Source organism: Pantoea rwandensis, assembly GCF_002095475.1.
GTDB lineage: Bacteria > Pseudomonadota > Gammaproteobacteria > Enterobacterales > Enterobacteriaceae > Pantoea > Pantoea rwandensis.
In genome coordinates, this window is the sequence record NZ_MLFR01000018.1 from 21691 (window position 1) to 48086 (window position 26396).

The following is a 26396-nucleotide window of genomic DNA, read 5'->3' on the forward strand; positions in this document are numbered from 1 at the left end:
TCGCGGTATGAAAACAATAAGATAGACCGCAAATCAGGATACAGAAATGCTAGATTACCGCTTCCCGACAGCTTTGCAGATGGTTTTGAGCGTAGCGATGGCGGAGCAACTGGATAAACGCTCGACCAGTGCCATTCTGGCGTATGGTCTTGAAGCGAACCCCAGTTTCATTCGGAAACTTATGGTTCCGTTAACGCGCGATGGCATCATCGTCTCTACGCTTGGCCGTACCGGTTCGATACATCTTGGTCGTCCAGCCGCGGAGATTACGCTGCGCGATATTTATACCTCGGTCATCGAAGATAAAAAACTCTGGGCGTCGCGCCCGGATGTGGCACCGCGTTGCCTGGTCAGTGCCAACTTGTGTTGGTACTTCAAGTCGATTGCAGAAGAGGCCGAAGAAGCATCCCTGAAGGTGTTGGAAACTCGCACCGTGGCAGATGCGCTGGCTGAACTGAAGAAACACGACACCAGCAGCTGTGAAATCGTGCCCGAACTCGATATGGCGGAGCTCTGCAAAAAAGCTCGCTAATTTCCCTGATGCGTCGCAAAGCGCATTACATCAACGTAATATCTTCGAAGGTCGTCATTTATGACGGCCTTTTTTGTTGCTGGTGACACAGGAAAAAAAATCCGGGCGCTAAGGCCCGGATTTTTATAACTTCGGTTGAACTACACCGTCTGCACTTCCGCATCCGGCTGTTTACGTGTCACCAGCTTACGCAAGGTCACATAGAACACCGGTGTCAGGAACAGGCCGAACAGCGTGACGCCCAGCATCCCGGAGAACACCGTAATCCCGGTCACACCGCGCACTTCCGCACCAGCACCTTCACCCAGAATCAGCGGAATAGTACCAGCGATAAAGGCGATGGAGGTCATCACGATCGGGCGCAAACGCAGGCGACAGGCTTCAAGTGCCGATTCGACAATGCCTTTGCCCTGCATCTCCAGCTCACGAGCAAACTCGACGATCAGAATTGCGTTCTTACACGCCAGCCCCATCAGAACCACCAAACCTACCTGCACAAACACGTTGTTATCGCCACCTGTCAGCCATACGCCCACCAAAGCGGACAGCATAGTGACCGGTACAATCAGGATCACCGCCAGCGGCAGGGTCCAGCTCTCGTACAGCGCCGCCAGCACCAGGAACGCTAATAGCACCGCAACCGGGAACACGATTAACGCGGTATTGCCTTGTGTCGCTTGTTGGTAGCTCAAGTCGGTCCATTCGATGTTCATGCCGTTTGGCAACACCTGGCGCGACATTGCTTCCAGCTTCTCCATCGCTTGCGCTGAAGAGAGCACGCGCGGATCGGCATCACCAATCAAATCTGCTGCGGGATAGCCGTTGTAGCGAATCACCGGATCGGGGCCGTAAGTGGTAGTGATATTTACCATACTGCCAATCGGCACCATTTCACCGCGATCGTTACGCGTACGCAGGTTGGCAATATCCTGCACGCTATTGCGGAAATCACCGTCTGCCTGTGCCATCACACGCCAGGTACGACCAAATTTGTTGAAGTCGTTGACGTACGAGGAACCCAAATACACCTGCAAGGTACTGAACAGGTCGGTCAGTGACACACCTTGCGCTTTGGCTTTATCACGATCGACTTGCACATCCAACTGCGGAACGTTGGCCTGATAAGAAGATATCGGGAACATCATGCCGGGTGTCTGCATTACCGCCCCGGAAAGGGTATTGATGGCGGTCTGCAATGCACCGTAGCCTAAGCCCGCGCGATCCTGCACATACAACGAATAACCCGATCCCTGGCCCAGACCGAGAATCGGCGGTGGCATAATCGAGAAGCCGAAGCCTTGCTGAATTTTGGAGATTTTCGCGTTGATCTCGGCGTTAATCTCCGCTGCGGTGCGGGTACGTTCATTAAACGGTTTCAGACCAAAGAACACGGTGCCGGTATTCGGCGTGTTGGTGAACTGCAACGCGTTCAAGCCGGGGAAGGCAACCGAATAGGCCACGCCTTCGGTGTTCATACCGATCTCGCTCATCTTGCGAATCACTTCATCGGTACGTGCCAGCGATGAACCCTCTGGCATCTTCACACCGCCAATCAGATACAACTTATCCTGAGTCGGGATAAAGCCACCCGGCACGGTATGGAACATAAAGCCCGCGCCTGCCAGCAGCAGCACATAGACACCAAACACCGCTCCGCGACGGCGCAGGGTTTTGCCAACCATTGACTCATAGCCATCCGAACTGCGCTGGAAGAAGCGGTTAAACGGACGGAAGACCCAGCCGAGCAAGCGGTCAATCAGACGCGTCGGCATATCTTTCGGCGCATCATGGGCTTTCAACAACATGGCCGCCAGCGCTGGCGATAAGGTCAACGAGTTGATGGCGGAAATCACTGTGGAGATAGCAATCGTCACAGCAAACTGTTTGTAGAACTGACCGGTCACACCTGACAGGAAGGCCATCGGCACGAACACGGCACACAGCACGAGCGCAATGGCGATAATCGGGCCGGAAACTTCGCGCATCGCCTGGTGTGCGGCTGCCTTTGGTGACAAGCCCATCGCGATATTTCGTTCGACGTTCTCCACCACCACGATGGCGTCATCGACCACGATGCCGATCGCTAACACCAACCCAAACAAACTGAGGGTGTTCAGCGAGAAGCCCAGCAGATACAGCACGCTGAAGGTACCCACCACGGAAACCGGCACGGCTAACAGTGGAATGATCGACGCACGCCAGGTCTGCAAGAACAGGATGACGACCAGCACCACCAGCACAATTGCCTCAAACAGCGTTTGCACCACGGCACGGATCGAGTCACGTACAAACACGGTTGGATCGTAAGGCGCGGCCCACTGCACATCGTCCGGGAAACGGGTCGCCAGCTCGGCCATTTTGTCACGCACCGCATTCGACAAGTCGATCGCGTTGGCACCCGGTGCCTGGAAGATACCAATGCCCACGGCATCTTTGTTATTTAGCTGAGAGCGCAGCGCATAGCTACCGGATCCCATCTCAATACGTGCGACGTCACGCAGGCGCACCAGCGTGCCGTCGTCAGCCGTTTTCAGAATGATATTGCCAAACTGCTCTTCATTCTCCAGACGACCTTGCGTATTGATCGATAGCAGGAAATCGCTGGCTTTTTTCGTCGGCTCAGCCCCCAATTGGCCGGCTGAAACCTGCACGTTCTGCTCCTGCATGGCGCTCACCACATCGGAAGCCGTCATACCGCGAGCAGCCACCTTATTGGGATCGAGCCAAACGCGCATCGCGTACTCACCGGCACCAAAGATCTGAATCTGACCGACACCCGGCAGGCGAGCCAGCTCATCTTTCACCTTCAGGGTGGCGTAGTTGCGCAGATAGAGTGAGTCATACTTACCTTTCGGCGAGAACATGTGCACCACCAGCGTCAGCGTCGGTGACATCTTCTGCGTCGTCAGACCCAACTGACGCACTTCTTCTGGCAGGCGAGCTTCCGCCTGTGCCACGCGGTTCTGCACCTGTACCTGTGCTTGATCGGGATCGGTACCTGGGCGGAAGGTCACAGTCGTCACCAGCACGCCATCAGAACCGGCGACTGACTTCATGTACATCATGTTCTCGACCCCGTTAATCGCCTCTTCCAGCGGCGTCGCCACGGAATCTGCAATCACTTTGGGGTTGGCACCAGGGTATTCCGCGCGCACCTGCACGCTCGGCGGCACCACGTTGGGATATTCACTGATCGGCAGCAGCGGAATGGCGATCAGTCCGGTGGTAAAAATCAAAATCGACAGCACCGCCGCAAAGATCGGTCGGTCGATAAAAAAGCGGGAGAAATCCATAACAGGCAGTCTCGATTGTTATTGAGCGGAGCGCATTGCCACCGGCTGAGCTTTCACCGGCATGCCAGGCATGAAGACTTTCTGCAGACCATTGACGATCACCTTGTCACCCGGTTTTAAACCCGACTGCACAATGCGTAAGCCATCGGCCAATTCGCCAGCCTGAATATCGCGGCGTTCCGCTTTACCTTGGGCATCGACGACGTAGACGTATTTACGATCCTGGTCGGTCAGCACGGCTTTATCGTCCACCAACAGGGCGTTAAAGGCCGCACTGCCTGGCAAGCGCACGCGGGCAAACAGGCCCGGTGTAAATTGACGTTCGTGGTTATCCAGCGTGGCGCGCATGCGAATGGTGCCGGTGCTGGCGGTCAGTTGGTTATCGAGAAAATCAACGGTGCCATGGTGCGGATAACCCTGTTCACCGGTCAGGGCAATTTCCACTGGCAGTGCGCCGCGGTTTTGTCCCTGACGCGCCAGCGCTTGATACTGCAGGTAAATGGCTTCATCGACATCGAAGTAGACATAGATGCGATCCTGCGACACCAAGGTGGTCAGCACACTTGCACTATCACCCGAGGAAACCAGGTTACCGGTGGTGATCATGGCGCGGCTGGCGCGGCCATCAATCGGGGCGGTCACGCGGGTGAAGTCGAGGTTCAGCTGCGCCATATCCACGGCGGCTTGCGCAGATAACACGCTGGCCTGCGCCTGGCTGGCAGCAGAGCGGCGTTGCTCCCACTCTTCGCGTGACACAACATTGGTGCCAATCAGCTTATCAGTACGCGCCGATTCACTGCGTGCCAGCGAGGCCTGGCTGCGCGCAGTGGCTAATTCAGCCTGCGCCTGTTCCAGCGTGGCGCGGTAGGTGCGGTCATCAATGGTGAACAGCACTTGGCCTTTCTTCACCTCATCGCCTTCGCGATAGTTCACTTGATCGATGTAGCCGGAGACGCGAGGACGCAGTTGCACACTCTGCACCGCTTCAAAACGGCCATTGAAGCTATCCCACTGGCTGACTTTTTGTTCAACCACCTGCGCGACACTCACTTCGGGCGGTGGGGGTGGAGCATTTTGCGCCACTCCACGATCGCAACCGGCCAGCAGGCTTCCCAGCAACATCACTCCTGACAGGCTTACCGCCCGACGAACCCCATATGTTTGCAGATGCATTATTGTTATTCCGCTTTGGTGTGAAAAAAGAAAGGACATGTACGAAAAATCTGCAACTTTTAAGATTGCATTAAAACGCGATGAGTGTAGGCTTCTGCAAACCGCATCTGCAAGAATATCTGATACACTTTATGTGCTGTTTTGATCAATTCGTTTCAGTGGGGGAAAGCCCCTACAGCGAGTGCGGCATTTAATGCAATAATAAAACTTGCATTAAATGTCATAGTCAGTCACCCTTAAAATGTAATTGCAACTGATACTGATACTGTTCGTTAAGGCGACGGGAGAAAATGGGATGATGAGCGACGCATTTATTCACGATCTAATCGACTGGATTGATAACAACATTGAAGCACGTCTGGATCTGGACACCGTAGCGGGGCGTGCCGGTTATTCTAAGTGGCACCTGCAGCGTATGTTCAAAGAACACACCGGCTATCCTTTAGGTGAGTACATCCGGAACAAGAAACTGAAAAAATCGGCGGACCGTTTAACCACCACCAATGAACCGATCCTCAATGTGGCGATCTCACTGGGGTTTGATTCTCAGCAATCTTTCAACCGCAGTTTTAAACGTCAATTTGGCGTAGCGCCAGGCGCATGGCGTCGTCATGCCGTTCCTGCCTCAAGCGTGATGCAGTAACACCTCCGCCAGGGCCAGCTGTGCTGGCCCGCGTTCTTCTCCGCAATAATCCTGCTATCATCGGCCTCCTGCACCTCAGGATGTCACTATGTCAAAGAAACTCTGGATTGGATTACTCTTCGCACTGGTTGCCGTTTGGGCCGGGCTGAAACCGCATTTAAGTCACAAAACCGCCGCAGGCCATAGCGATATTGCACAACGCACGGAAGCCAACACCGTGGCACGCTGGTTGCAGCAACATCATCAATTACCCGATCTGTATCTCACCAAAAGCGAAGCGCGTCGTCAGGGCTGGAATCCGAGCAAAGGCGATCTCTGTGATGTGCTGCCAGGTCGCGCTATTGGCGGCGATCGCTTCAGCAATCGCGAACAGCGGCTGCCGATGCAGGCAGGGCGTAAGTGGTTTGAGGCCGATGTGAATTACGACTGCGGTCACCGCGACGCCGATCGTCTGCTTTACTCTTCTGATGGCCTGATCTTTATCACCACCGATCACTATCGCAGCTTCAAACAGGTGAACTAAGCATGTTGACGCTCTCTTTTGATTTCGCACAGCTGGCAGATCGTCAGGCGTTTTACCGTGAGTTTGTGGCGCAAAGCGGTTGCAGCGGAGAGTTTGGCTACAATCTGGACGCGTTGTGGGATTGGTTAACAGGCGGTATTGCACTGCCCGCCCAACTGCATTTATACCATGTCGAACAGGCGAGGGATCACGTGGAGTTTGCGCCAGTGCTGGCGTTACTAGAAGAGGCGGCGCAGCAGCTGCAAGGCGAGCTGCGCCTGATACGCTAAGCGTGTAACGGTAGCAGCAGAATCGTCAACATCTGGCGTGCGTTGGCCGGTAAATCGCCACCGCCGGTGTAGCCATTGTTTTCCACGATCACCGAATTCAAACCTACCAGCCAGTCATAGATGTAATACGCGGTGTGATTGGCCGGTGCGGCAGACAGACGCGTTAAACGCTGCCCCGTTGAAAAGCTCACGCTCGGCGCGGGTGGTCGCGCAAAAATAGTTTGTCCACGATTGACACGACTTTCCGGGCGCTCGCTTTCCGGGCGCTGTAAGAAGCCTAACCAGGCGACAAAATCGCCTAACACCGTCATGGCGCGCGAAACCTGGCGGTCGGTACGCGCTTCGTGTGCGCTGGCTTGGGCATCCGGCTCGTTCAGCGCGCTTTGCAGTTTGCTCAACACATTGAGTCGGAAACTGGCGGTAATCAGTTCCTCCACCAGCATTTCCAGCGTCGGCTTATCAACGTTAAGCAGCGCCAGCAAGCTGCGGCTTTCCGGCAGCTGGCGCAGATGCTCTAGCCACAGCGCAAACACCTGCTGCGGGAATTGCTGGTCGCGCTGACCGTTGTTGCGTGGTTCCGCAGGTGCGACAGGTTCATCTTTGAACAAATCAAATTCAAATCCGATACCGAAATAGCTTTGATCGGCCGCGGCAGTTTTAGCGCTGTGCTGCGTCACGCTGGCACTGCTTTGACTCAGCCACAGCTGGCGCACCGCTTCACGTGAAGGCTGTAAACGCTCCAGCAGTTCACCGTGCAGACCCGTGCGATGTTGCAGACATTTCAACAGCGTATCGGAAATCGCTTGTTTGCGTGCGGCTTGTTCCGGGGTAGCAGTGGATTCCGTCCACGGCTGTAAACGTTCCACCAGTTTCTGCTGCAGGCTGGTTAACTGTTGCGCCAGGCGATCGCGACGTGCTTCGGGCTGCATTTCATCCTGCAACCAGATGCCCATGCGGTCAACGCCGGCGCGATCAAGTGCCAGCATTGATCCCCAGCTATGACCCGGCTGGCCAATTTGACGCTGTACTGCTTCATCAACATTAATCTGCTGTTGTTGATAGCGCGCATCGTGGGGGGTAATCGCCCAAATCAGCCGAGGCTTTTCACCACTGGCCGCCACGGTTTGATGGATGTGCCACTCACGTAACGCGTTGACGGCGATGTCGGTGTCCTGGCGCTGGCTGGCTGCGGTGCAAATCAGCATCAAATCGATGCCCTGACGTGCGGCATACCAGCCCGGTAACAGGGCCCGCTTCTGTTCCAGTAGGGTGGCGCGCAGTGCGTCACGCTTGCGCAATTGCAACAGATCGTCTTGCTGGCCTTGATCGGCTGGCAATCCCGGTGCGGGTAGCTCCAGCATGTCCGCTTCATCATACAGCGCCTGGCGGGGCGTTGAGCTGAGCGGAATGGTGATCTCCAGCGCCAGCAGGGCCAGCAGGCCAAGCGGTACCGGCTGGGGTTTACCAATCCGGTTGGCAATAATCGGGCAGACCTCAATCATTTCCTGTAAATCAGCATCGTTGCCGATCAGTTTCTCCGCCGGGAGAGAGGCGTCATCCGTCAGCAGGCTGAGAGGTGCCAGCAGACGTGGCGCCTGGCGCAGCTGATGACGCAGATGCAGCATATTACGCAGCTGTTCGTTCAGTGCGATTTGATTCGGCCACAACAAAGCGAACAGTTGCACGCGGTCGTCCACATTCAGCCACGGGGCGAGTTCAATCGCCTGCGGCCAATAGTGGCGATCCAACACCTCTGCGTGACAATGCTGGCGGCGGCTCCAGGCCCATAAGGTGATCAGCGCATCGCTGTCGAGACCGGGTTCAGGTTCATTCTGACGATGACGTTGCAAACGCTGCAGGGCGGCGTCAATCACGGCGGTATCGGGTTGCGCTTCGGTTTTCGCGCATGCCAGTACCAGGCGAATCAGCTCAGCATCGCTGAGCAAGGTCATCTCCAGCGGCCAGGCGCTGGATTGCGCCTCGCGCTGGTGGCTGAAACGGGTCGCGATGGCAAAGTCGAGATTGCCGGGATTGACATTCTGGAAGTAGTTAACCACTTTGTCGCCAAGACGCGCGATCAACTGGCCTTGGGCATCCCCAACCATTTCACTCAGCAACCAGGCTTTGCCTGCCTGAGATTGGCCAAAAAGTGCCAGCGTCACCGGACGGGCCAACTGGCGCGCCAGCGCATGGCTCTCAACACGCGCGCGCCGCAGTTGCAGTTGCAGCGTATCGGCCTCCATCGCCAGACGCGGGGCGTGTGCCTGATGGGTTCCAATCCAGTTGAGTGCGCCGTCGAGCGTCTCCTGCATCATGCTGAGACGTTTGGCGGGTGTAACCGAGGTGGTTTTCTTAGCTGTTCTCATCGTTTGCAGACGCTCCCGCTGTCAATCCAATACTGCGCGTTGGCATTGCCGGTCGCAGACAGCGTATTCAGTTTCAGACTCAGTTGATCCAGCGGCACGCGCGTGCCGTCATCCATACGTGCATCGCTCAATATCAAGCGCTCCGGACCAAAATTGTCCGGTCCCGGCTGTACTGCCAGCTTAATCCGTAACACGCTTTCGCCCGCCACTTTGCGCGCCAGCTGTGGATCGGTGATGCTCAGACTGTAGAGCGGTGAGGCTGGCCAGCGATCGTTTTCCAGTTGACGGAAACCGAGGCAGACGTTGCCGCGAATACGGAAGCTGCTTTTACGATCCAGCGCAAAATCGCTGCTGTCGAGATCGATCTCGCTGTAACAGAGGTTGTCATCGCTCAGCGTGGCGTTCTCATCCAACACGCCCAGATAGCGAATGGTGGAGTAAGGCTCGAAATCACCGGCACGGAACCAGAAGCTGCTCAGACGCAGATCGAGCGCCAGTAGACACAGCATCGCGCCCACGGCGGCAGTAGATTTCGGGTTATCGATGCGGCCTTGCTTATTGAACGGATACCAGTCGCTAGTGTGATAGCCCTCCAGCGACAGAATACGACTTCCCGGCAGCGGTTGCAGATGGCGCACCAGCGCCTGAATGCCAGGGAAGCGTGAAGGACGCCCGGTCAGCAGCAGCACGTCACACTGGTAAAGTGATACCACTTCACACATGGCACGCAGCGCAGGAATGATCGCCATCCGGTGTTGCAGGAATTCACCGTGCAGCTGCGCCATGCTGACCACCAACGGCACATCGAGCAGATCGAAGCGATTTTCACCGCCCAGCGTGCGTTGAATTTCACCGTTCACAAAGGCCAGCACGCTGCTGGCGGGTTTTTGCGGCACCAGCTCGCCAAACAGCGCGTTAATCTCGCTGTGGCTGTCGAGCGGGTCCCAGTTTTCGTAACGTTCTAGCACCGCCTGTGCCAGCGGAATAAACAGCTGCAAGGTGACTTGTTGGCGCAGGGTCGCTTGTCCATCCATGCGGCTATCATGGCCAAACAGCTTGTTCATCAGCGGTTCGGCTAACGTCAATCCGGCTTTTTGCAGACTCTGTTGCAGTGCAGGCAGAATCCATAACTGGATCACGTCTAACAGAATGTCATCACCCGCGACTTTAAAACCTTCACGGAACAGCAGGCGCGGAGTGATTTTGACGTTATTGCCTTGGCCATCATCGAGACGGTATTGCGTGATGGCGAGATCGGTGGTGCCGCCGCCAATATCAATCGACGCGATGCGCAAGCTTTTGCCTGGTACTTCGTCGGCTTCACGTGGGCGATCCGGGCGCGCCATGCTGCTGAAGAAATCCTCGGCACGGCCGGCAAAGTTCACCTGGGTTTCATTGAACAGCCAGACCATTTGGCCGCAGGTGGCTTCATCCCACTCCATCTGCACATCCGGCACCGGGCGCAGGCTTTTCGCCTGGCTCGCTGCGCTGAAATCTTCCTCTGCCGGATGCCAGCCTTCGGCTTTCCACACCAGCGCGATCGCTTCCTGCATGCGGCGACGGAAAATTTCGCGCTCCGGTTTTGGCATGGCTGACGGCAGCGTCAGGATCACGTGACGCAATTGGCGCGGTGCCTGGCTTTGCGGCATGCGCTGACGCTGTGCCACGCTGTTCATCTGCATCATCGCTTGCGCCAGCAGCTCACACAGCATAAAGGTCATCAGCGAACTGCGGCTGTAGCTGGCAGAGAACACCGGCAGACGATCGTCTTCTGCCAGTGCATGTAACGGTTGGCCTTCATCATTTAGCAGCAGGGTGAAAGGCAGGGCGGTCGCTTGCGGCTCGTCACTGCTGCCGTTGGCGTTGAAACGCCAGCCTGGCTGATAGCGTGCTTCATCCCATAAATAGCGGCGTGGACTGGAAAGGCCGGTGCTGCCTTCGGTGCCCGCGCGTAGCAGGGCCAGACGGCTGGCTTCGCGGCCCACGCGCGTCAGTGACGGCCACATAAAGGCGTTTTCGCGGCCGCTCTCTAAGGAGAAGTTAGCTTTACCGAAGCGGGTTTCAGCAAATTCGAGACGGCTGTCAAACAGCTCGTTGTAGACCTGATGCGGTTCAGAGAGGTCACGCAGTTGCAGTTCATAAGTCTGACGCAGACCGCTGCTCTCTTCAGCATGATCTTCCACCAGAATGCCGCAGGTGTGTGAGTTGCCGACATCAAGAATAATATCAACATTCACCGCCGGGGTTTGCAGTGACGTGGCCTGAATATAGATCTCTGCGAGATCAAGCTGTTCACCCAGCAGTTCCAGCAGGTTGAGATAGTGCGCCTGATATTCGAATTCACGCAGTGCCTGATTCAGTTCCTGCTCACGGCGCGATTCCAGCGCATTCACTTGTTGGGCAAAGGTTTCACGCAGCCAACCATCAACCCACGTGTGATCGAGAAACTCACCCAGCTCATAGTTATGCCAGGCCAAGGCAAAGCTCACGCCGTTTTGCGCATCGGCCTTGCTTAAACCGTGCTGCTCGCCGCCCTCTGGTTCGGGCACGATACGGGTATCAAAGGCCAGCGTGATGCGATGCGTGTTACCCGCCGCGTCAGGTTGGCTCAGTGGGGCAAGATGTAGGCGAGCCCAGTTATCCGGACCGCCAATAAAGCGACGACCGCTGGTGCAGCGCATGACCGGCAGCGGTAACCACTGGTGCGCCAGCAGCATTAACGAATCAGCCAAAGCGATATCGGATTCCGGACGCACGACTTCGGCTGCGCCGCCATCTTCAGGATAGAGCAGGAATTTTCCGCTATTACCGTCTACGTTCAGGCGCAGCAATGGACCATTTGCGGTTTGACGCACAAACTGACGACGCGCATTGAGCGCCGGCAGACGTAATCCAAAATCAAGAAACTGCACACCGCTATCTTCAATCAGCGTGATTTTTTGTTTGTCATCGATGAGGGGAGCCAACATGGTTACTTACTCTCACGCTTAATCGTCAACGGGAAGACCTGATCTGCGCCATATTGCGCATTACAGCTGGCAATGCCATCACCGGCTTTACACACCAGTTCCGGCATCCGATAGCGCGACTTGTCACTGCAGGTCGCGGTGTAACGGCTGCGCACCACCATGGTACCGGCGGTGGTCATGGCAGCAGTGACATCCGCCTTACAGCGAATGCTATCGCCTTGGGTAATCACTGCGGTGCCTTTGCCGTTACGCAATTGATAACGCAGGCTCGGCGGCTTGCCGGTAGGCAGATTTGTCTGGCGTAAGGTCACGCGCCAGGTGCCGTTAATAAATTTCACAGAACCCACACGTGCATCTTCGGTGGTCATTATCAGGTCGTCAGCCTTGGCCGGTTCGGTATGCTCAGCGACAATTTCAGCTGGCGCAGGGGGGGCGGCAGGTTCAGGGGCGGCAGCCACCGTGGCGCTTTTCTGAGGCAAAGTGACGGCGAGTTTTTCTGCTTTGGCCACCACGGCTGGCGGAGTGAAGATCGGCGCAGGCACATCGGCAACCGGCACGGGAGACGCCGGTGGTGGTGACGAACTGTGCAACCAGAAGGCCACGCCTGCGGCTGCCACCGCAGCAACCGGCAGCAGCAGCGCCAAGGGACGCAATGCCGAAGGGCGGCGTACAGGCGGTGGTGTCGGTTCGGAGGCGAGTTCCGCTTCGGCTGGCGGAGCGACTGGCTCAGGTTCAACTTTTGCTGGGGTGGGTTCTTCCACTGGCGCAGCGACGACGGGCGGCACTTCAATCAAAGGGGCAATGACCGGCGCCACTACCACGGGAGCGACAATCGCCGCCGGGGGTTCAGGCAGCAGAGGAGGCACATCCTCTTCGAGGCTGTCGCGCAGGCACGCCAGGGAGTCATCGCGCGAACGCGCTTGCGGATCGACAAAACCCCAGAAGGTGATCACGGGTTTGCCATCGACCAGATAAACGTATTGCTGATCGGGGAACTGCAACGTTTTGCTCAGCAATGCACCAAACAGACGCATGGCAGGATTTTCGGCATCGCGGGCACGCAGGCTGGCGGCCTGTAAGTCCTGCTGATTGAGCGTCAGTAGCTCCAGTGCTTTTTGCCGTTCATGATCGCTGGCCGCACGCCAGGATTTCACTTTGCCGTTAAAGGGGGAATACCAGTCGAGGCGATCCCCGCGCTCGTTCGCTTGCGGAATGGCAAGGCAGTTGGCCAGAGTGGTCTGGCGACGCAGGCGCAGCGTTTCTCGGATTTGCAGGGCTGAAGCCCAGACTGGCTGACCATTTTCACCCAGTGCCAGTACCGTATCCAGATTGCCGCTGCGCAGAAAAGTTTTTGCCACTCGTTGGGCCCTTATCGGTGGTTGTCTGAAGCAGAACATCGTGTGTTTTGGCGATGGTAGTGATCTTAAGCCAAATGCAGAGGAATCAAACGGCTGATAAAGGGGGAAAAACAGGGCGTTTTTCCCGCGTGTAAGTGAGAGTTGCTGAAATATTAAGCGCGAGCGCGCTGGCTGAGGACTAAATGCGTGATCATGCCGCCAATCAATCCCCAGAAAGCGGAACCGATGCCCAACAGTGAGATGCCGCTGGCGGTGATAAGAAAAGCAACAATGGCGCTGTCACGGTGCTGCGGTTCAGACAGCGCACGTTGCAGGCTGCCAGAGAGCGTTGCCAGCAGCGCGAGGCCTGCTAATGTCGCGATTAACACTTGCGGCAGGGCGCTCAACAGGATGGCAATCAGCGCGCCGGTAAACCCGGTGAGTAAATAGAAGATGCCCGCAATGGCTGAGGCCATCCAGCGGCGTTTAGGATCGGCATCGACATCCTCACCCATACAAATCGCGGCGGTAATGGCAGCGATGCAGACCGAAAATCCGCCAAAGGGTGACAAGATCAGCGCGATAAAGCCGGTCCAGCCAGTGAGCGCTGAAACGGGTGCCTGATAGCCATGTGCCTGTAACGTCGCGATGCCTGGCGCGTTTTGTGAAGCCATGGTCACAAGGAAATAAGGTAAGCCGACGCCAATCAGCGCCGCCAGATTAAACTGCGGCATAATGAATTCGGGTACGCTAAGGGTTAAGGCGTGTGCCGGGAAATGAATCGCCTGCTGGCCTAATGCGACCAAGACACCCGCGACCAGCGCCAAAATGATCGCGTAGCGGGGCAGCCAGCGGCGGCTGAGCAGCCATACCAAACACATGCTGCCACACAACGCAAAGTTGCCCTGTAAACCAGTGAAAGTACCCATGCCAAAGCGCAACAAGATCCCGGCCAGCATGGCAGCGGCCAGTGATTGCGGAATGTGGTTCATCAAGCGTGCAAACAATCCGGTGACGCCACTCAACACGATCAAGGCGTTGGTCGCAACGAACACGCCCACCACTTCATTGAGGCTTAAACCCTGTACGCTGGTGGCGAGCAACGCCGCGCCTGGCGTTGACCAGGCCGCTAAAATGGGCATGCGTGTCCACACTGACAACCCAAACGACGCCAGTCCCATGCCAACGCCAAGCATCGACAGCCAGCCGCCAATTTGCTCGGGCGATGCGCCTGCGGCCTGAGCGGCCTGGAATATCAGTGCAGCGGTGCTGCTGTAGCCGACCAGCACGGCAATAAAGCCGGAGACCAGCATAGGGAAGGAGAAAGCGCTACGCGAAGTGGCGGTCATCATCAGGTCACATCCTGCTTGTGCGTTATAGCGCACACTATTGCACGAGTGTGTTATAACGCACAAGTGGTACACTGCGCGCGACTTAGTCAGGAGACACCATGGAAAATCTGCATCAACACCTGAGCCAAGCGCTGAAACAGCTGCGCCAGGCTAACGGCTGGAGTCTGACGTTAGCGGCTGATCGCACCGGCGTCAGCAAAGCGATGCTCGGTCAGATTGAGCGGGGTGAGTCGAGCCCTACCGTGGCCACGTTGTGGAAGATCGCCACCGGTTTTAACGTGCCTTTCTCATTCTTTGTCCAGGGGAGCGATCAGCCCCCTGGTGTTGCAGCAACTTTTCGCCAGCCTAATGCGCAAATGCAGGTTAAACCGCTGCTCCCTTACGATGCGCAATTACGTTTTGATTTACTGGAAGTGATTCTGGCGGGAGGGGCGCAAAGTGATTCCTCAGCCCATGAAGATGGTGTGATCGAACAAGTGGTGGTGTTGGAAGGGGAACTGCTATTGAACGTAGAAGGCACCTGGCGCCGCTTACAAGTGGGTGAGGCCCATCAGTTCGCGGCGGATAAACCGCACAGTTACCGTAATCCCCTCAGTACGCCGCTGCGTTTTCACAGTTTAATCCATTACCTACAGCGCGTTTGACCTTATCTACTGCACTAAAATTACAAATTGATACGAAGGTAAACTACACAGTTTACCTTCGTATTTATATACTCGCGCTTCATCAGTAAGGAGAGGGTGCCATGAGTGACCTGAATAGCGCGGCTGCGACCTTACGCAGCATCAATGGCAAACTGGCGCGCCGCCTACGGGAATCGGCTCCGCCTGCCGATCTGACCTGGCCGCAAGTCTCGGTATTGGGTTATCTTGTGCGCGATGGTGCCATGACGGTCACCGAATTGGCCGATCTGGAAGGCGTACGCAGCCAATCAATGGGCGCGACCGTGGCCAGTTTGCAGGCGCAGGGTTTAGTCATCGGTGAAGCCGACCCGCTGGATGGCCGCAAAACTCGCTATTTGCCGACAGAGAGTTGTCTCACGCTGATTGCGGCGAACCGTGCACAACGTGATGACTGGTTGCTACAGAGCATGGCGACTACGCTCAATCCAGCAGAACAAAAGATCTTACTGGCCGCTCTTCCCTTACTGCAACGTATTGCCGACCAATAATCCTGAGAGGAATCAACATGGCTTTAACCACCTTAGACGCAAAAACCGCCCTGATTGTGATTGACCTGCAGCACGGGATTGTCCGTCTTCCTGTGACGCCATTAGCAGCGGATGTTGTTGTTGAACGTTGTGCACAGCTGGTTGACGCGTTTCACGCTAAAAACCTGCCGGTTGTCAAAGTCAACGTGGCAGGTGGCGCTCCGGGTCGTAATGAGCAAGCGCGTCACAGTGGTGAACTGCCTGCCGACTGGGCGGTGCTGGTACCGGAAATGGCGTTAAAAGCGGGTGAAATCGCGGCGACGAAAACCACATGGGGTGGCTTCCACAACACCGATTTGCATGCGCAACTGCAAGAGCGCGGAGTGACTCAGGTCGTGGTGTGCGGAATCGCAACCTCTATTGGGGTGGAATCCACTGCGCGTCAAGCCTACGAATTAGGTTACAACGTCACGCTAGCAACTGATGCAATGACTTGCCTTAATGCAGAAACGCACAAAAACAGCATTGAGCGCATCTTCCCACGCTTGGGTGAAACCGGCTCAACGGCAGACGTTCTGGCACTGCTGAAGTCATTTTGACTTTAAGGCGTGCGCGGTTAGCGTGCGCAATGCCTAAACGGCGCTGAAAAAAAGCCCTGCAATCTGATGAGATTTGCAGGGCTTTTTTATTGGGGGGATGTCAGTTATTGAAATGCATAACTTACGGTTAACCCTACGCTGTAATTCCGTCCCGGTGCCGGTTCGTAATAGCGCCCGTTGCTTTCATTCACGATCACGGAACCCACATAGTTACGATCAAACAGGTTGTCGACGCGTCCGAACAGATCCAGCGTCCAGTTCTGCACCAGCCACTTATAGCCGGAGTTCAGACCAAATACCGTGTAAGACGGCGCTTTGACATCATTTTCATCGTCCGCTGCGATATCACTCATATAGCGCACATCGCCGCCCGCATACCAGCCTTGTTCCGGCGCATAAGCTAATCCGGCATACGCCATGTTGCGCGCGATGCCAGGGATGCGGTTGCCATCGCAGCTCTCGGTACCGCAGGCATTGGAACGAAAGCGCGCGTCCAGCAATGTCCAGGCTGCTTTCAGGTGCCAGTCATAACCGAAGTCTTGATCCAAGCCCAGCTCCAACCCACGACGACGCGTTTCACCGGCATTTTTGTAGCTGGTGCGGCCTTCAAAGCTGCTGTCGGAGACGATTTCGTTTTTGGTATCGGTCTGGAATAGCGCGGCGGTAATCAGGCCGTTGCCAATACGTTTTTTCGTGCCCAGTTCCACGGTATCGCTGGTGGCGGGTTTCAGGTTCAGGTTGAGGCCCGCCTGATCTGCTGAGCGATAGGACAACTCATTGAGGGTCGGTGTTTCGAAGCCACGACCAGCAGAAACATAGGCATTCCAGCTGTTATCAATAGCATATTTCAGTGATGCGGCAGGCAACCAACGGTGATAGCGGCGATTGCCACTGTCGTCAGGATCGGTGGCCGTCACATAATAATCGTTGGAATCGAAATTCACCGTGCTCAAACGCACGCCCGCATCCAGTGACCATTTATCGGTGAACTGCCAAGCGGTTTGCAGATAAGGATCGAGGTTCCACATCAGGTTGCGTTCATTACGACGCATATCCCCCTGCACGCCGTAATCCGTCACACCGTTGCTGGTGGTAAAGTTCTGATAGCCCTTACGCTTCTCGGTCATAGTTTCATAGTCGAGACCGGCAGTGAGCGTTACAGGGAGGGTGAACAGGGTATCGCGATGGGTCCAGCGCGAGTCAATGCCTTGATAATGACGCGCCAGAGAAATCACACCACCGGGATAACCCGCAGCGAGCTGCGTTGCCCTTGGAATGGATTGGTACTGCGTCGTTTCGCGTTCACCGGCGTACAGCATCACGCTGAGGTCATCGTTCTCACTCATCTGGCGCTGATAATGTAAGCCAGCCTGCGTTTGGTCAACGGTCTTGCGCGCGTTATACAGCGTCACGTTACTGGCAACCTGACGCGGATTATCTTTCCACTGAGCTTCCGTCAATCCACCGGGATCTTGCGCATCGACATGCACGCTGTTGAACAGCAGTGTCAGGGTACTGACATCATCAATACGCACGCCCAGCTTGGCGTTGCCGAGGTTTTTCTGCGCGGAACTGTGGTCGCGATAGCCATGCGTCGTGAAGCGTGAAGCAGATACCGTGTAATTTACGTCACCCGCATGCGTACCGTCACCGGTCGCACCGCTGGCCTTGACGCTATTTCGCCAGCTGCCAAAGCTGCCGTACCAGGTACTGGCTTCCAGGGTAGTCGGCTGTTGACCGGTTTGGGTGTCGACGTTAATCACGCCGCCAGAAGAGTTGCCATACAGCGCCGAAAATGGACCGCGCAGCACTTCGATATGATCGATGGAGCCGATATCAATATTCGAGGTTTGTCCCTGTCCATCAGGCATGGTGGCAGGAATGCCGTCCACATACATGCGTATACCGCGCAGGCCAAAGGTCGATCGCGAGCCGAAGCCGCGTACGGAAATTTGCAGATCCTGGGCGTAGTTCTGGCGGTTCTGGATCTGCAATCCCGGTACGCTGGTCAGGTTCTCGGAAAGATTCACGCGTGGCGCAGCATGGCGCATATCATCACCGGAGACTACGCTGACCGCCGCAGGTGTATCCAACTCAGACAAGCCGGAACCAGCAGGTGCGGCGCTCACCACCATGGTATTGCTGGCATTATCCGCTGCCATCAAATGCAGGGGGAATAATGCAGGCAGCATCAGCAACGGTGCCTGTCGCAGTAAAGCAATTTTCATTATGAAAGACCGTATAAAAGACGTGGAATGAACCAAAGGGAACATTAATCGCGCATATGTTAATAGTTTTGTCGATAAATGGTATTACATTTTCACGCATTATATTAAATAAATGCGTTAATTAGACCTACATAACCCCGAGCGTAGGCTGGCTATAACATGTTCATCGCCATACGAGGTCGGCTGGTGGTTATTTTGTTGCCAGTCGGCTTTTCAGGGACAACGCAAAGCACCGCAGTGGCTACTTAAGATATTGGCAAGCAATATGGTGACCTAACTGCGCTCATGTTGTCCTCTTGCGCATATTCTGCCAGTGTCATGGCGATGACTATCTGCTCAAGGAGACTTGGGTTGTCGGACTGGAGGATGGTCCTTGAGCCATCGACGAACATCTTCTGTATCTGATCCCGCTTCTCGTAACGCCCGAGTAAGCCTTTCTTGGGTCGTATGCAGAGTGAGAGTCCAGTAAGTTATTTGCCACTGTTCAAATAATTCAATGCGAGACAAATCTGACGGGATGCGGCGCTGTATAGGGTCTTTCATCTTTTATTATCCTCATGCCATTAATAATGGATTAAATACATAATTAATCCTTATCTGATGAAGAGGTGATTTTGTTTTTTTTCGGCGCCGAGGAAAGCAGATTATTCCCTATTGCTGCGTTTCATCACTGATTGGGATGTTTCTTATATAGAAACGCAGTTAATAAGCGTAACGGCAGCATTTGTTCATGATTATATCGAATACAAGATTGGGGCGGGTGCACAAACAGATGATTGCTTAAAATAGATTGATTAAAAGCAATCAAGCGAATGTAGTTTTCATTTATAGGTTAACAGGACAACAATTTTTTAAAAATTTTTGCATAGTGGTTTTTAATTGATGATTCTTCAGTCTCATCCAGTTTTTTTAGCAACTCAAAACAAAGCGTTTTACGACTGAGTGTTTTTCCTGCGCTCAAAATTTCGCCTACAATTCGTCCCAAGGCTTCCTCTTCTGAAATATCTGTAGGTGTCGGCACATTATTCTCCATAACCGTTCTTTGAATTTTCGCTACATCGTTGATGCACATATCAATTCCTCTAAGGGGTCTCAGGCATTCGGAAAGGGCAATGATTGAATTTAATTAGGAAATGATTATTTCCTAATAGGGTAAATGAATTACTCCAAAACCTTCATCACCATAGTAATGGTTTTTTCCCATTAGTCACATCTTGAACTTTGCCCACCACACGCATGCCGAATGCGACGCACAGCAATAGACCGGCCGCTGTTTCAGCATCCAACTCAGAGGAAATAGATCCGTCCTTCTGGCCTTCAGTAATAAGCGAAACGAGAAAGTTTTGATTGCGCATCACAGCCTGTCTGACTAATTCTGACAGTTCTTCATCCAGCGTTTGCAATTCAACTGTACTTCCGACAACCAAACAACCTCTACGACCTTCAATCTCAACTGCCGAGTCTAAATAAAATTGCAGTAATTCCTCAATCCGCGATTTGCCATCTGGGAAATGTTGCAACCGCTGACGTAAATCGGCATTACGTATGGCAATGTAGCGTTCAAAGACCCGTAAAAAGAGGGTGCGCTTATCAGTAAAGGCTTTATATATACTACCCGCCGTCAAACTCATGGCTTCGCCCAAATCGGCTATTGATGAAGCGTGATAACCTTTCTTCCTGAATATTATCATTGCCTTATCTAAAACTTCGTCCATATCAAAGACCCGTGGTCTTCCACGCTCTCGAGTGACTTTTAAGCTTTGGTTTTCTGATGTCATCGGAAATTATTTATAGAGTGTTAGTTTCCCATTTATCATATGCGAACTTTTCCCAATAATCGAATGGCAATGAATACGAAGTCTTGAGCCATTACTGCAATGATAAAATTGACCTGGCGAATCATTATCCAAACCTCATGGCTTGAAACTCACCTGTGTTGTTTTAAAAGCATGTTGATTCACAACGTGTCTTGCCCAATGTGAGATTAAAAAATGTCTTTCGGCGCAGCACCTCTCGCCTGGCTGCGCGCAGGAAATTCTGTCAGTCTGACTGTTTTGTCTGAATGCATAAAAGGGAGTCAATATGAGTCAGCAACCGGTAGTGGCGGTATTGGGATTAGGCGCAATGGGGCACGCTTTTGCCGCCAATTTACTGAAAAAAGATTTTGTGGTGCGTGGTTGGAACCGTACACGTGCCAAAGGCGAAGACTTGCTGGATGCAGGTTTGCAACTGAGCGACAGCGCAGTGCAGGCAGTTGAGGGTGCCGATGTGGTGATTGCTATGCTGTCTGACGGCGACACCACGCGCCAGACCTTGACCGAGGTGAGTATCGCATTGAAGCAAGGCGCGACCGTTTGCCAAATGGGCACCATTGGCGTTGAAGCCACTGATGCATTGATTGCTGACCTTAAAAAAGCGCGTCCTGACGTACTGTTTATTGATGCCCCGGTGTCCGGTACCAAAGCTCCTGCTGAAAATGCGCAAATTTTGGTGATGGCCAGCGGTGATCAAACAAGGGCGCAAGCCGCAGAACTAGTATTTGCGGCGATCGGTAAAGGCACACAATGGCTGGGCGAAGCCGGTGCCAGTTCGCGCATGAAGCTGGTGGTCAACAGTTGGCTGATTGGATTGATGCAGAGCTTGGCAGAGAGTACTCGCCTGGCGGAACAATTTGGTTTCAGCACCGATGATTTGTGGAAAGTATTGGATGGCGGTCCGTTAGCCGCACCCTATGCCAAAGTAAAACTCGGCATGATTGCTAGCGGTGATTTTACCCCGCAGATGCATCTGGTCTGGGCATTGAAAGACGCAAAACTGGCGCTGGATGCGGCAGGTGAGACTAAATTACCTGCGCTGGAAAATATCGTCGATGTTTGGCAGCAAGCAGTGGATGCCGGTTACGGTGAACAAGATCTGGCTGCCGTATATCAGTATTTGAAACGTTGAAATGAGCAAGCGGCTCAACTTCGATTTCAGCCATCGTCCACTGGTGCCTTACGCGCACGATTATGCGCATGGCGAAGCTGAGCCGTGGCATCACCACGACTGCGCGCAACTGATCCATACCCTGAGCGGAGTGGTGAGAGTAGAAACGCTACAAGGAAGTTGGATTGTCCCACCCAGCCGTGGAGTCTGGTTGCCGGCGGGTACGCAACACGCGCTGCATATTGTGGGGACGGTGGCTGCACGAACGGTGTTTGTGGACCCCTTGGCGCGCGCTGATCTGCCCGCCAGCTGTCAGGTGGTGCAGGTTTCACCTTTGCTGCGTGAGTTGATTGTGAGTGCGCTGGCGCTGCCCGAACAGTATGGCTCTGGCAGCCGAGCAGAGCGCATTTATGAACTCATCCTCGATGAAATCCGTGTGATGGATGTGCTGCCGTTTGGTCTGGCATGGCCAGAGAGCGAGCGGTTGCGCACGCTGTGCCAGCGCATTCAGCAGGCACCGGGCGAAGAGTGGACGCTGGCGCGTGCGGCCAGCCATCTCTGTGTGGCTGAACGCACACTAGCGCGCCATTTCACACGCGAGACCGGGCTACAGTTTAGCGATTGGGTGCGCCGCGCACGTCTCAGTGTGGCACTCGCGCGGCTAGCCCAGGGTGAATCGGTGCTGACAGTAGCGCTCGACTTGGGTTACGACAGCCCGAGCGCCTTCAGTGCGATGTTTCGTCGCGTACTCGGCGTTACGCCAGCGAACTACTTTCCAGCGGCAGAAAAGCGTGGGCTGCGTTAACTAATGCCTGCAATGACGCCCGCGTAACATCGTTATCGATTCCCACCCCCCAGGCCCGCTCGCCGCGTGCATTGAGGCAACTGATGTAGGTCACCGAACGACTGTCACTGCGCTTACCCAGCGTGTGTTCGTGATAATCCTCGATGGTGATCGCCAGGTCATAACGTTGGCGTAGGGCGGCCACCGCGGCTGACAGCAGCCCATTGCCTTTGCCTTCCAGCGTCAGTTGCTGCCCGCCATCCTGCAGGCGCGCTTTGAAACGCGTTTCACCTTTCTCATCGCTGTGGCTCTCCGCCTCGAGGAGGCGACGCGAAGGTTGCGTTAGGCCGTAGTGCTGACAGAAAAGCTGCCATAAGGCGTGGTGTGTCATCTCCTGACCATGGCTGTCGGTTTGCTGCTGCACGATGCGACTGAAGTCCTGCTGCAATCCACGCGGTAATTGCAGCCCGTGATTCTGCTCCAGTAGCCAGGCGGCGCCCCCTTTGCCGGATTGGCTATTGACGCGGATCACCGCTTCATAGCTGCAACCGATATCCAACGGATCAAGCGGCAGATAGGGCATCTGCCAAATGGCTTCCTGGCGCTCATTACGCTCAGCAAATCCTTTACGTATTGCATCCTGATGCGAACCGGAGAAGGCAGTAAACACCAGTTCCCCGGCATACGGATGGCGCGGATGGACCGGCAACTGATTACAACGCGTCACCACTTCCAGCACCTGCTGGATATCACTGAAATCGAGTTCCGGCGCTACGCCTTGGGTATATAAATTCAGCGCCAGCGTCACGATATCGACATTACCGGTGCGTTCACCGTTACCAAACAAACACCCCTCAACGCGGTCTGCTCCGGCCAGAATCGCCAACTCCGCGCAGGCAACGCCCGTGCCGCGATCGTTGTGGGGATGTACACAAATCGCCACTTGTGATCGCTGGCTAAAATGACGGCAGAAGTACTCAATTTGGTCGGCGTAAACGTTCGGCGTGTTCACTTCCACCGTAGCGGGCAGATTGATGATCATCGGACGCTCCGGTCCAGGCTGCCAAATGGCCGCTACCGCTTCGCAAATCTCCAGCGCGAATTCCGGTTCAGTAAAGCAGAAGGTTTCTGGCGAGTACTGGAAGGTCCAGGCAGTGTCCGCTTGTGCTTCACACTGAGCGCGAATCTGTCGCGCACCGGCACAGGCTAACTCAATGATCTCAGCTTTGCTCTGACGGAAAACACGTTCACGGAACAGTGGCGCCGTAGCGTTGTACATATGAATGATCGCGCGGGGCGCGCCGCGCAGTGCCTCAAAGGTACGGTCAATCAGGTCGCTACGCGCCTGGGTCAGTACCTGAATAGCGACATCTTGCGGAATGTGGTTTTGTTCAATCAGCAAACGAACAAAATCGAAGTCGGTTTGCGAGGCGGCAGGAAAAGCGACTTCAATTTCCTTGAAACCGCAACGCAGTAACAGCTGCCAAAACTCCAGCTTGCGGGCACTGTCCATCGGTGTTGCCAACGCTTGGTTACCGTCACGCAGGTCCGTCGAGAGCCAGCGTGGGGCTTTGGTCAGTTGGCGTGAAGGCCACTGACGTTCAGGCAAGTCAATCACCGGATAGGGACAGTATTTTTCAGCAGGTTGGTTCAGCATGAGGTTCTCCTTATAGGTCTGCCTTCAGTCTGGACCATGCCGCTGTACTCTGCTCACGCATAACTGACAACACTTGCTGCATAACTGACAGATGAGGCTAAAACGTCCCCTTGCTCCTGCCGCTGGCGGCGCAATACTTCACGTATCAGCCAGCCGTATCGCATCCGGTAAGCGCGATAAGTCGCGCTGCACCAAAAGAATAACAATTTGCTCGCTGAGGGAGGGCTTATGCATGGAACGGCATTTCTCAGATGAAATCAGCATCTGGACTTTGATCGCTACAAGGTAGTCTGGGGTTTTTGCGCGAGAAGAGAAATCACAATGAAAAGAGCAGCTTTAGCTATTTTGATTCTGTCAGCAAGCGGTGTCAGTGCCGCTGAAACCATCACACTGCGTATTGCCGATCAAAAAGGAAATATGCACGCCGAAATGGAGGCGGCACAGCAGTTAAACAACCTCAACTATAAAATCGAATGGGCAGAGTTCCCAGCTGCGGCCCCGCTTGCTGAAGCTCTGAATGCGGGGGCGGTCGATGCCGGTATTATCGGGGATGCGCCACTGCTGTTTTCACTGGCAGCCGGTTCTCAGGTGAAAGCCGTGGCGGTGAGTAAATCCACCCCCGAAGGCCTGGCGGTGCTGGTCAGCCCTGATTCACCGATCACCACTGTGGCCGACCTTAAAGGGAAAAATATCGCAACTGGACGTGGCTCTATCGGTCACTTTGAGGCGCTGAAAGCACTGGAAAAAGCCGGTATCAGTGACAAAGAGGTGAAGTGGCGCTTCCTGACGCCGGCGGATGCGCGTATTGCACTGGCAAACGGTTCAGTAGACGCGTGGTCAACCTGGGATCCTTATACCGCATTGGCAGAAGTGACACACACCGGACGTGTTTTAGTCAATGGCGTGGGGCTTTCCAGTGGCAACAGTTTCCTCGCGGCAACGGATGCAGCGCTCAACGATGCGGGCAAGCGTGCTGCGCTTCAGGATTACGTTAATCGATTAGCTGCCGCCGATCGCTGGGCGAACAGCCATGTGGATGAATACTCCACCACGCTGGCGAAGATTATCGGTTTTCCGAAAGAAGCGGCGGCGAAATCCTTCTCACGTCGCCAGTCCCACTGGCAAAGCATTGATGATGCTACGATTGGACAACAGCAAGAAACGGCCGACTTTTATCAAAAAAAGGGGCTGATTCAGCAGCATCTCGATGTGAAACCCACCTTTTACCAAGGCCTGAATGTGGCGCAGAAGTAACGCTTTGTGCCCCAATGTTTGGATTAACCACAGGGCGCGCGTAGCATAGTGCCCATGTTGTCTTTATCTGAATCGTCTATGTTATTCAAAACCTTCGATGGTCATAACGACCTGTTACTCAACCTGTGGCTGCATCATCGTGATGCGCCAGCGGAAGCTTTTTTCGCGGGGATTGAGAAAGGGCACCTCGATTATCCGCGCATGCAGCAGGGTGGTTTCGCCGGCGGACTATTTGCGATGTTTGTCCCCCCACAGCCTTACATCAATGAAGTGGCACCCCAGCGCGCACATGAGCAGTGGAAACCTTTGGATATCCTCTGGCAACAGCTCGATATTCTTAAAGCGCTGGTGGCAGAGTCTGAGGGGCGGGCGCGTTTGTGCCTGTCAGCCAGTGATATCGCAGCTTGCCGTCGTGATGGTGTGTTAGCCATGGTGGCGCACATTGAAGGTGCCGATGGATTTGATGCCGAAGGCGAAGCCCTGGCGGCCTTTTATCAGGCAGGCGTTCGTAGCATTGGCCCCTTCTGGAACTTGCCCAACATCTTTGGCGAAGGGGTGAAAGGCAGTTTTCCTCACTCTCCAGATACGGGAGCAGGCCTGACTGATGCAGGTAAAAAACTCATCGTCGCCGCTAACCATCATTGCATGATGATTGACGTTTCCCACATGAATGAAAAGGCTTTTTGGGACACAGCCCGCCTTTCAAACGCGCCGCTGGTCGCCAGTCACTCTAACGCACATGTCCTCTGCGCCCAGCCTCGCAATCTCACCGACGATCAACTGCGCGCTATTCGTCATAGCGGCGGAATTGTAGGTGTGAATTTTGGTAACGCTTTTTTACGCGCGGATGGTAAGCGCGACAGCGATACGCCGTTGATCGAAATTGTTAAACATTTGGAACATTTAATTGAAATAATGGGTGTCGAAAATGTAGCATTTGGTTCGGACTTTGATGGCATCAGCGTGCCAGATGAATTGAAAGATGTGTCCGGGCTACCTCGGCTGTGTGTGATGCTCGCATCGCTCGGCTATGATCAGTCTGTGATTGAGCAGATAACTTGGGGGAATTGGCAGCGAGTCCTGCAACAAATTTGGCAGGATTAGCACAATTCCCTTACCGAATCAGGGTTGATATGCCTGCTACATTGGCGCAACATCAGCCCGCGTCGTGCCTTGCAGTCAGGGAATTCGTTCCCTGGGCAAGCATTTCCAGCAGAGCCTGCTCTGCGTTTTATGTTTAGAGGAAGAATATTATGTGGAAAAAACCTGAGTTTGTTGACCTGCGTCTGGGCCTGGAAGTGACTCTGTACATCTCCAACCGCTAAGACTTTCTGCCCGCCAT

Annotated in this window: 22 protein-coding genes and 1 pseudogene; 12 read left to right on the plus strand and 11 right to left on the minus strand. The window is 54.6% G+C overall.

Features of this window, described 5'->3' with window-relative positions; all coding sequences use genetic code 11:
* The first annotated feature begins 46 nt into the window (after positions 1–46).
* On the plus strand, positions 47–532 hold the full coding sequence (locus HA51_RS16615) for an RrF2 family transcriptional regulator (RefSeq protein ID WP_084935725.1): 486 nt from the start codon (positions 47–49) through the stop codon (positions 530–532).
* A 140-nt stretch (positions 533–672) separates the two neighbouring features.
* Here the strand turns inward: HA51_RS16615 and oqxB are convergent, their stop codons facing one another.
* Together oqxB and HA51_RS16625 are read right to left on the minus strand one after the other, a co-directional pair.
* Positions 673–3825, minus strand: a complete 3153-nt coding sequence (gene oqxB / locus HA51_RS16620; RefSeq protein ID WP_084935726.1) for a multidrug efflux RND transporter permease subunit OqxB — start codon at positions 3823–3825, stop codon at positions 673–675.
* Positions 3826–3843: 18 nt separating this feature from the next.
* Positions 3844–4998, minus strand: coding sequence for an efflux RND transporter periplasmic adaptor subunit (locus HA51_RS16625; protein ID WP_084935727.1), 1155 nt, complete (start codon positions 4996–4998; stop codon positions 3844–3846).
* Positions 4999–5293: 295 nt separating this feature from the next.
* Here HA51_RS16625 and HA51_RS16630 point away from each other — a divergent pair, with 295 nt between their 5' ends.
* From HA51_RS16630 to HA51_RS16640, 3 genes are all read left to right on the plus strand, one after another.
* Positions 5294–5641: a helix-turn-helix domain-containing protein gene (locus tag HA51_RS16630; RefSeq protein ID WP_084935728.1), complete on the plus strand. Its 348-nt coding sequence runs from the start codon at positions 5294–5296 to the stop codon at positions 5639–5641.
* A gap of 88 nt (positions 5642–5729) precedes the next feature.
* Entirely contained in the window at positions 5730–6164 is a 435-nt protein-coding gene (locus HA51_RS16635; RefSeq protein WP_084935729.1) for a ribonuclease domain-containing protein, read from the plus strand.
* 2 nt (positions 6165–6166) lie between these two features.
* Positions 6167–6433 carry a barstar family protein gene (locus tag HA51_RS16640; protein ID WP_084935730.1) on the plus strand — a complete coding sequence of 89 codons (267 nt, stop codon included), beginning with the start codon at positions 6167–6169 and terminating at the stop codon, positions 6431–6433.
* On the opposite strand, the gene HA51_RS16645 is transcribed toward HA51_RS16640, so the two are convergent.
* The 4 genes from HA51_RS16645 to HA51_RS16660 all read right to left on the minus strand — a co-directional run bounded on the left by HA51_RS16645 (position 6430) and on the right by HA51_RS16660 (position 14457).
* The gene (locus HA51_RS16645; RefSeq protein WP_084935731.1) at positions 6430–8799 is read right to left on the minus strand and encodes a virulence factor SrfC family protein; all 2370 of its coding nucleotides are present in this window, start codon (positions 8797–8799) and stop codon (positions 6430–6432) included. The two genes, HA51_RS16640 and HA51_RS16645, sit on opposite strands and share 4 nt — an antisense overlap.
* The gene (locus tag HA51_RS16650; RefSeq protein WP_084935732.1) at positions 8796–11768 is read right to left on the minus strand and encodes a virulence factor SrfB; all 2973 of its coding nucleotides are present in this window, start codon (positions 11766–11768) and stop codon (positions 8796–8798) included. Before HA51_RS16650 ends, HA51_RS16645 begins: the two co-directional genes overlap by 4 nt.
* 2 nt (positions 11769–11770) lie before the next feature.
* A complete protein-coding gene (locus tag HA51_RS16655; RefSeq protein ID WP_084935733.1) occupies positions 11771–13126 on the minus strand; it encodes an SrfA family protein in 1356 nt (451 codons plus the stop codon).
* Between the two features lie 152 nt (positions 13127–13278).
* On the minus strand, positions 13279–14457 hold the full coding sequence (locus tag HA51_RS16660; protein WP_084935734.1) for a benzoate/H(+) symporter BenE family transporter: 1179 nt from the start codon (positions 14455–14457) through the stop codon (positions 13279–13281).
* Between the two features lie 98 nt (positions 14458–14555).
* On the opposite strand from HA51_RS16660, the gene HA51_RS16665 reads away from it, so the two are divergent.
* The 3 genes from HA51_RS16665 to HA51_RS16675 all read left to right on the plus strand — a co-directional run bounded on the left by HA51_RS16665 (position 14556) and on the right by HA51_RS16675 (position 16206).
* The gene (locus tag HA51_RS16665; protein WP_084935735.1) at positions 14556–15101 is read left to right on the plus strand and encodes a helix-turn-helix domain-containing protein; all 546 of its coding nucleotides are present in this window, start codon (positions 14556–14558) and stop codon (positions 15099–15101) included.
* Between the two features lie 101 nt (positions 15102–15202).
* Positions 15203–15628, plus strand: a complete 426-nt coding sequence (locus HA51_RS16670; protein WP_084935736.1) for a MarR family winged helix-turn-helix transcriptional regulator — start codon at positions 15203–15205, stop codon at positions 15626–15628.
* 17 nt (positions 15629–15645) lie between these two features.
* A complete protein-coding gene (locus HA51_RS16675; RefSeq protein WP_084935737.1) occupies positions 15646–16206 on the plus strand; it encodes an isochorismatase family protein in 561 nt (186 codons plus the stop codon).
* Between the two features lie 104 nt (positions 16207–16310).
* On the opposite strand, the gene pqqU is transcribed toward HA51_RS16675, so the two are convergent.
* From pqqU to HA51_RS16695, 4 genes and pseudogenes are all read right to left on the minus strand, one after another.
* On the minus strand, positions 16311–18434 hold the full coding sequence (gene pqqU, locus HA51_RS16680; protein WP_211282958.1) for a TonB-dependent receptor PqqU: 2124 nt from the start codon (positions 18432–18434) through the stop codon (positions 16311–16313).
* A 336-nt stretch (positions 18435–18770) separates the two neighbouring features.
* A complete protein-coding gene (locus tag HA51_RS16685) occupies positions 18771–18977 on the minus strand; it encodes a DUF3606 domain-containing protein (protein ID WP_084935738.1) in 207 nt (68 codons plus the stop codon).
* Between the two features lie 289 nt (positions 18978–19266).
* Positions 19267–19506 (minus strand): biofilm development regulator YmgB/AriR family protein, encoded by a 240-nt coding sequence (locus tag HA51_RS16690; protein ID WP_084935739.1) that lies wholly within the window; start codon positions 19504–19506, stop codon positions 19267–19269.
* An 89-nt stretch (positions 19507–19595) separates the two neighbouring features.
* Positions 19596–20212, minus strand: a pseudogene (locus HA51_RS16695) (TetR/AcrR family transcriptional regulator).
* Positions 20213–20516: 304 nt separating this feature from the next.
* On the opposite strand from HA51_RS16695, the gene HA51_RS16700 reads away from it, so the two are divergent.
* Positions 20517–21380, plus strand: a complete 864-nt coding sequence (locus tag HA51_RS16700) for an NAD(P)-dependent oxidoreductase (protein WP_084935740.1) — start codon at positions 20517–20519, stop codon at positions 21378–21380.
* Between the two features lies 1 nt (position 21381).
* Positions 21382–22164 carry an AraC family transcriptional regulator gene (locus HA51_RS16705; RefSeq protein WP_084935741.1) on the plus strand — a complete coding sequence of 261 codons (783 nt, stop codon included), beginning with the start codon at positions 21382–21384 and terminating at the stop codon, positions 22162–22164.
* Here HA51_RS16705 and leuA read toward each other — a convergent pair.
* Positions 22115–23800, minus strand: a complete 1686-nt coding sequence (gene leuA / locus HA51_RS16710; protein WP_084935742.1) for a 2-isopropylmalate synthase — start codon at positions 23798–23800, stop codon at positions 22115–22117. The two genes, HA51_RS16705 and leuA, sit on opposite strands and share 50 nt — an antisense overlap.
* A 321-nt stretch (positions 23801–24121) precedes the next feature.
* Between leuA and HA51_RS16715 the strand changes: the two genes are divergently transcribed.
* From HA51_RS16715 to pqqA, 3 genes are all read left to right on the plus strand, one after another.
* Positions 24122–25054 carry an ABC transporter substrate-binding protein gene (locus HA51_RS16715; protein ID WP_084935743.1) on the plus strand — a complete coding sequence of 311 codons (933 nt, stop codon included), beginning with the start codon at positions 24122–24124 and terminating at the stop codon, positions 25052–25054.
* 78 nt (positions 25055–25132) lie between these two features.
* Positions 25133–26158, plus strand: coding sequence for a dipeptidase (locus HA51_RS16720; protein ID WP_084935744.1), 1026 nt, complete (start codon positions 25133–25135; stop codon positions 26156–26158).
* Positions 26159–26307: 149 nt separating this feature from the next.
* Positions 26308–26379 (plus strand): pyrroloquinoline quinone precursor peptide PqqA, encoded by a 72-nt coding sequence (pqqA, locus tag HA51_RS16725; protein WP_010617686.1) that lies wholly within the window; start codon positions 26308–26310, stop codon positions 26377–26379.
* Positions 26380–26396: the final 17 nt, after the last annotated feature.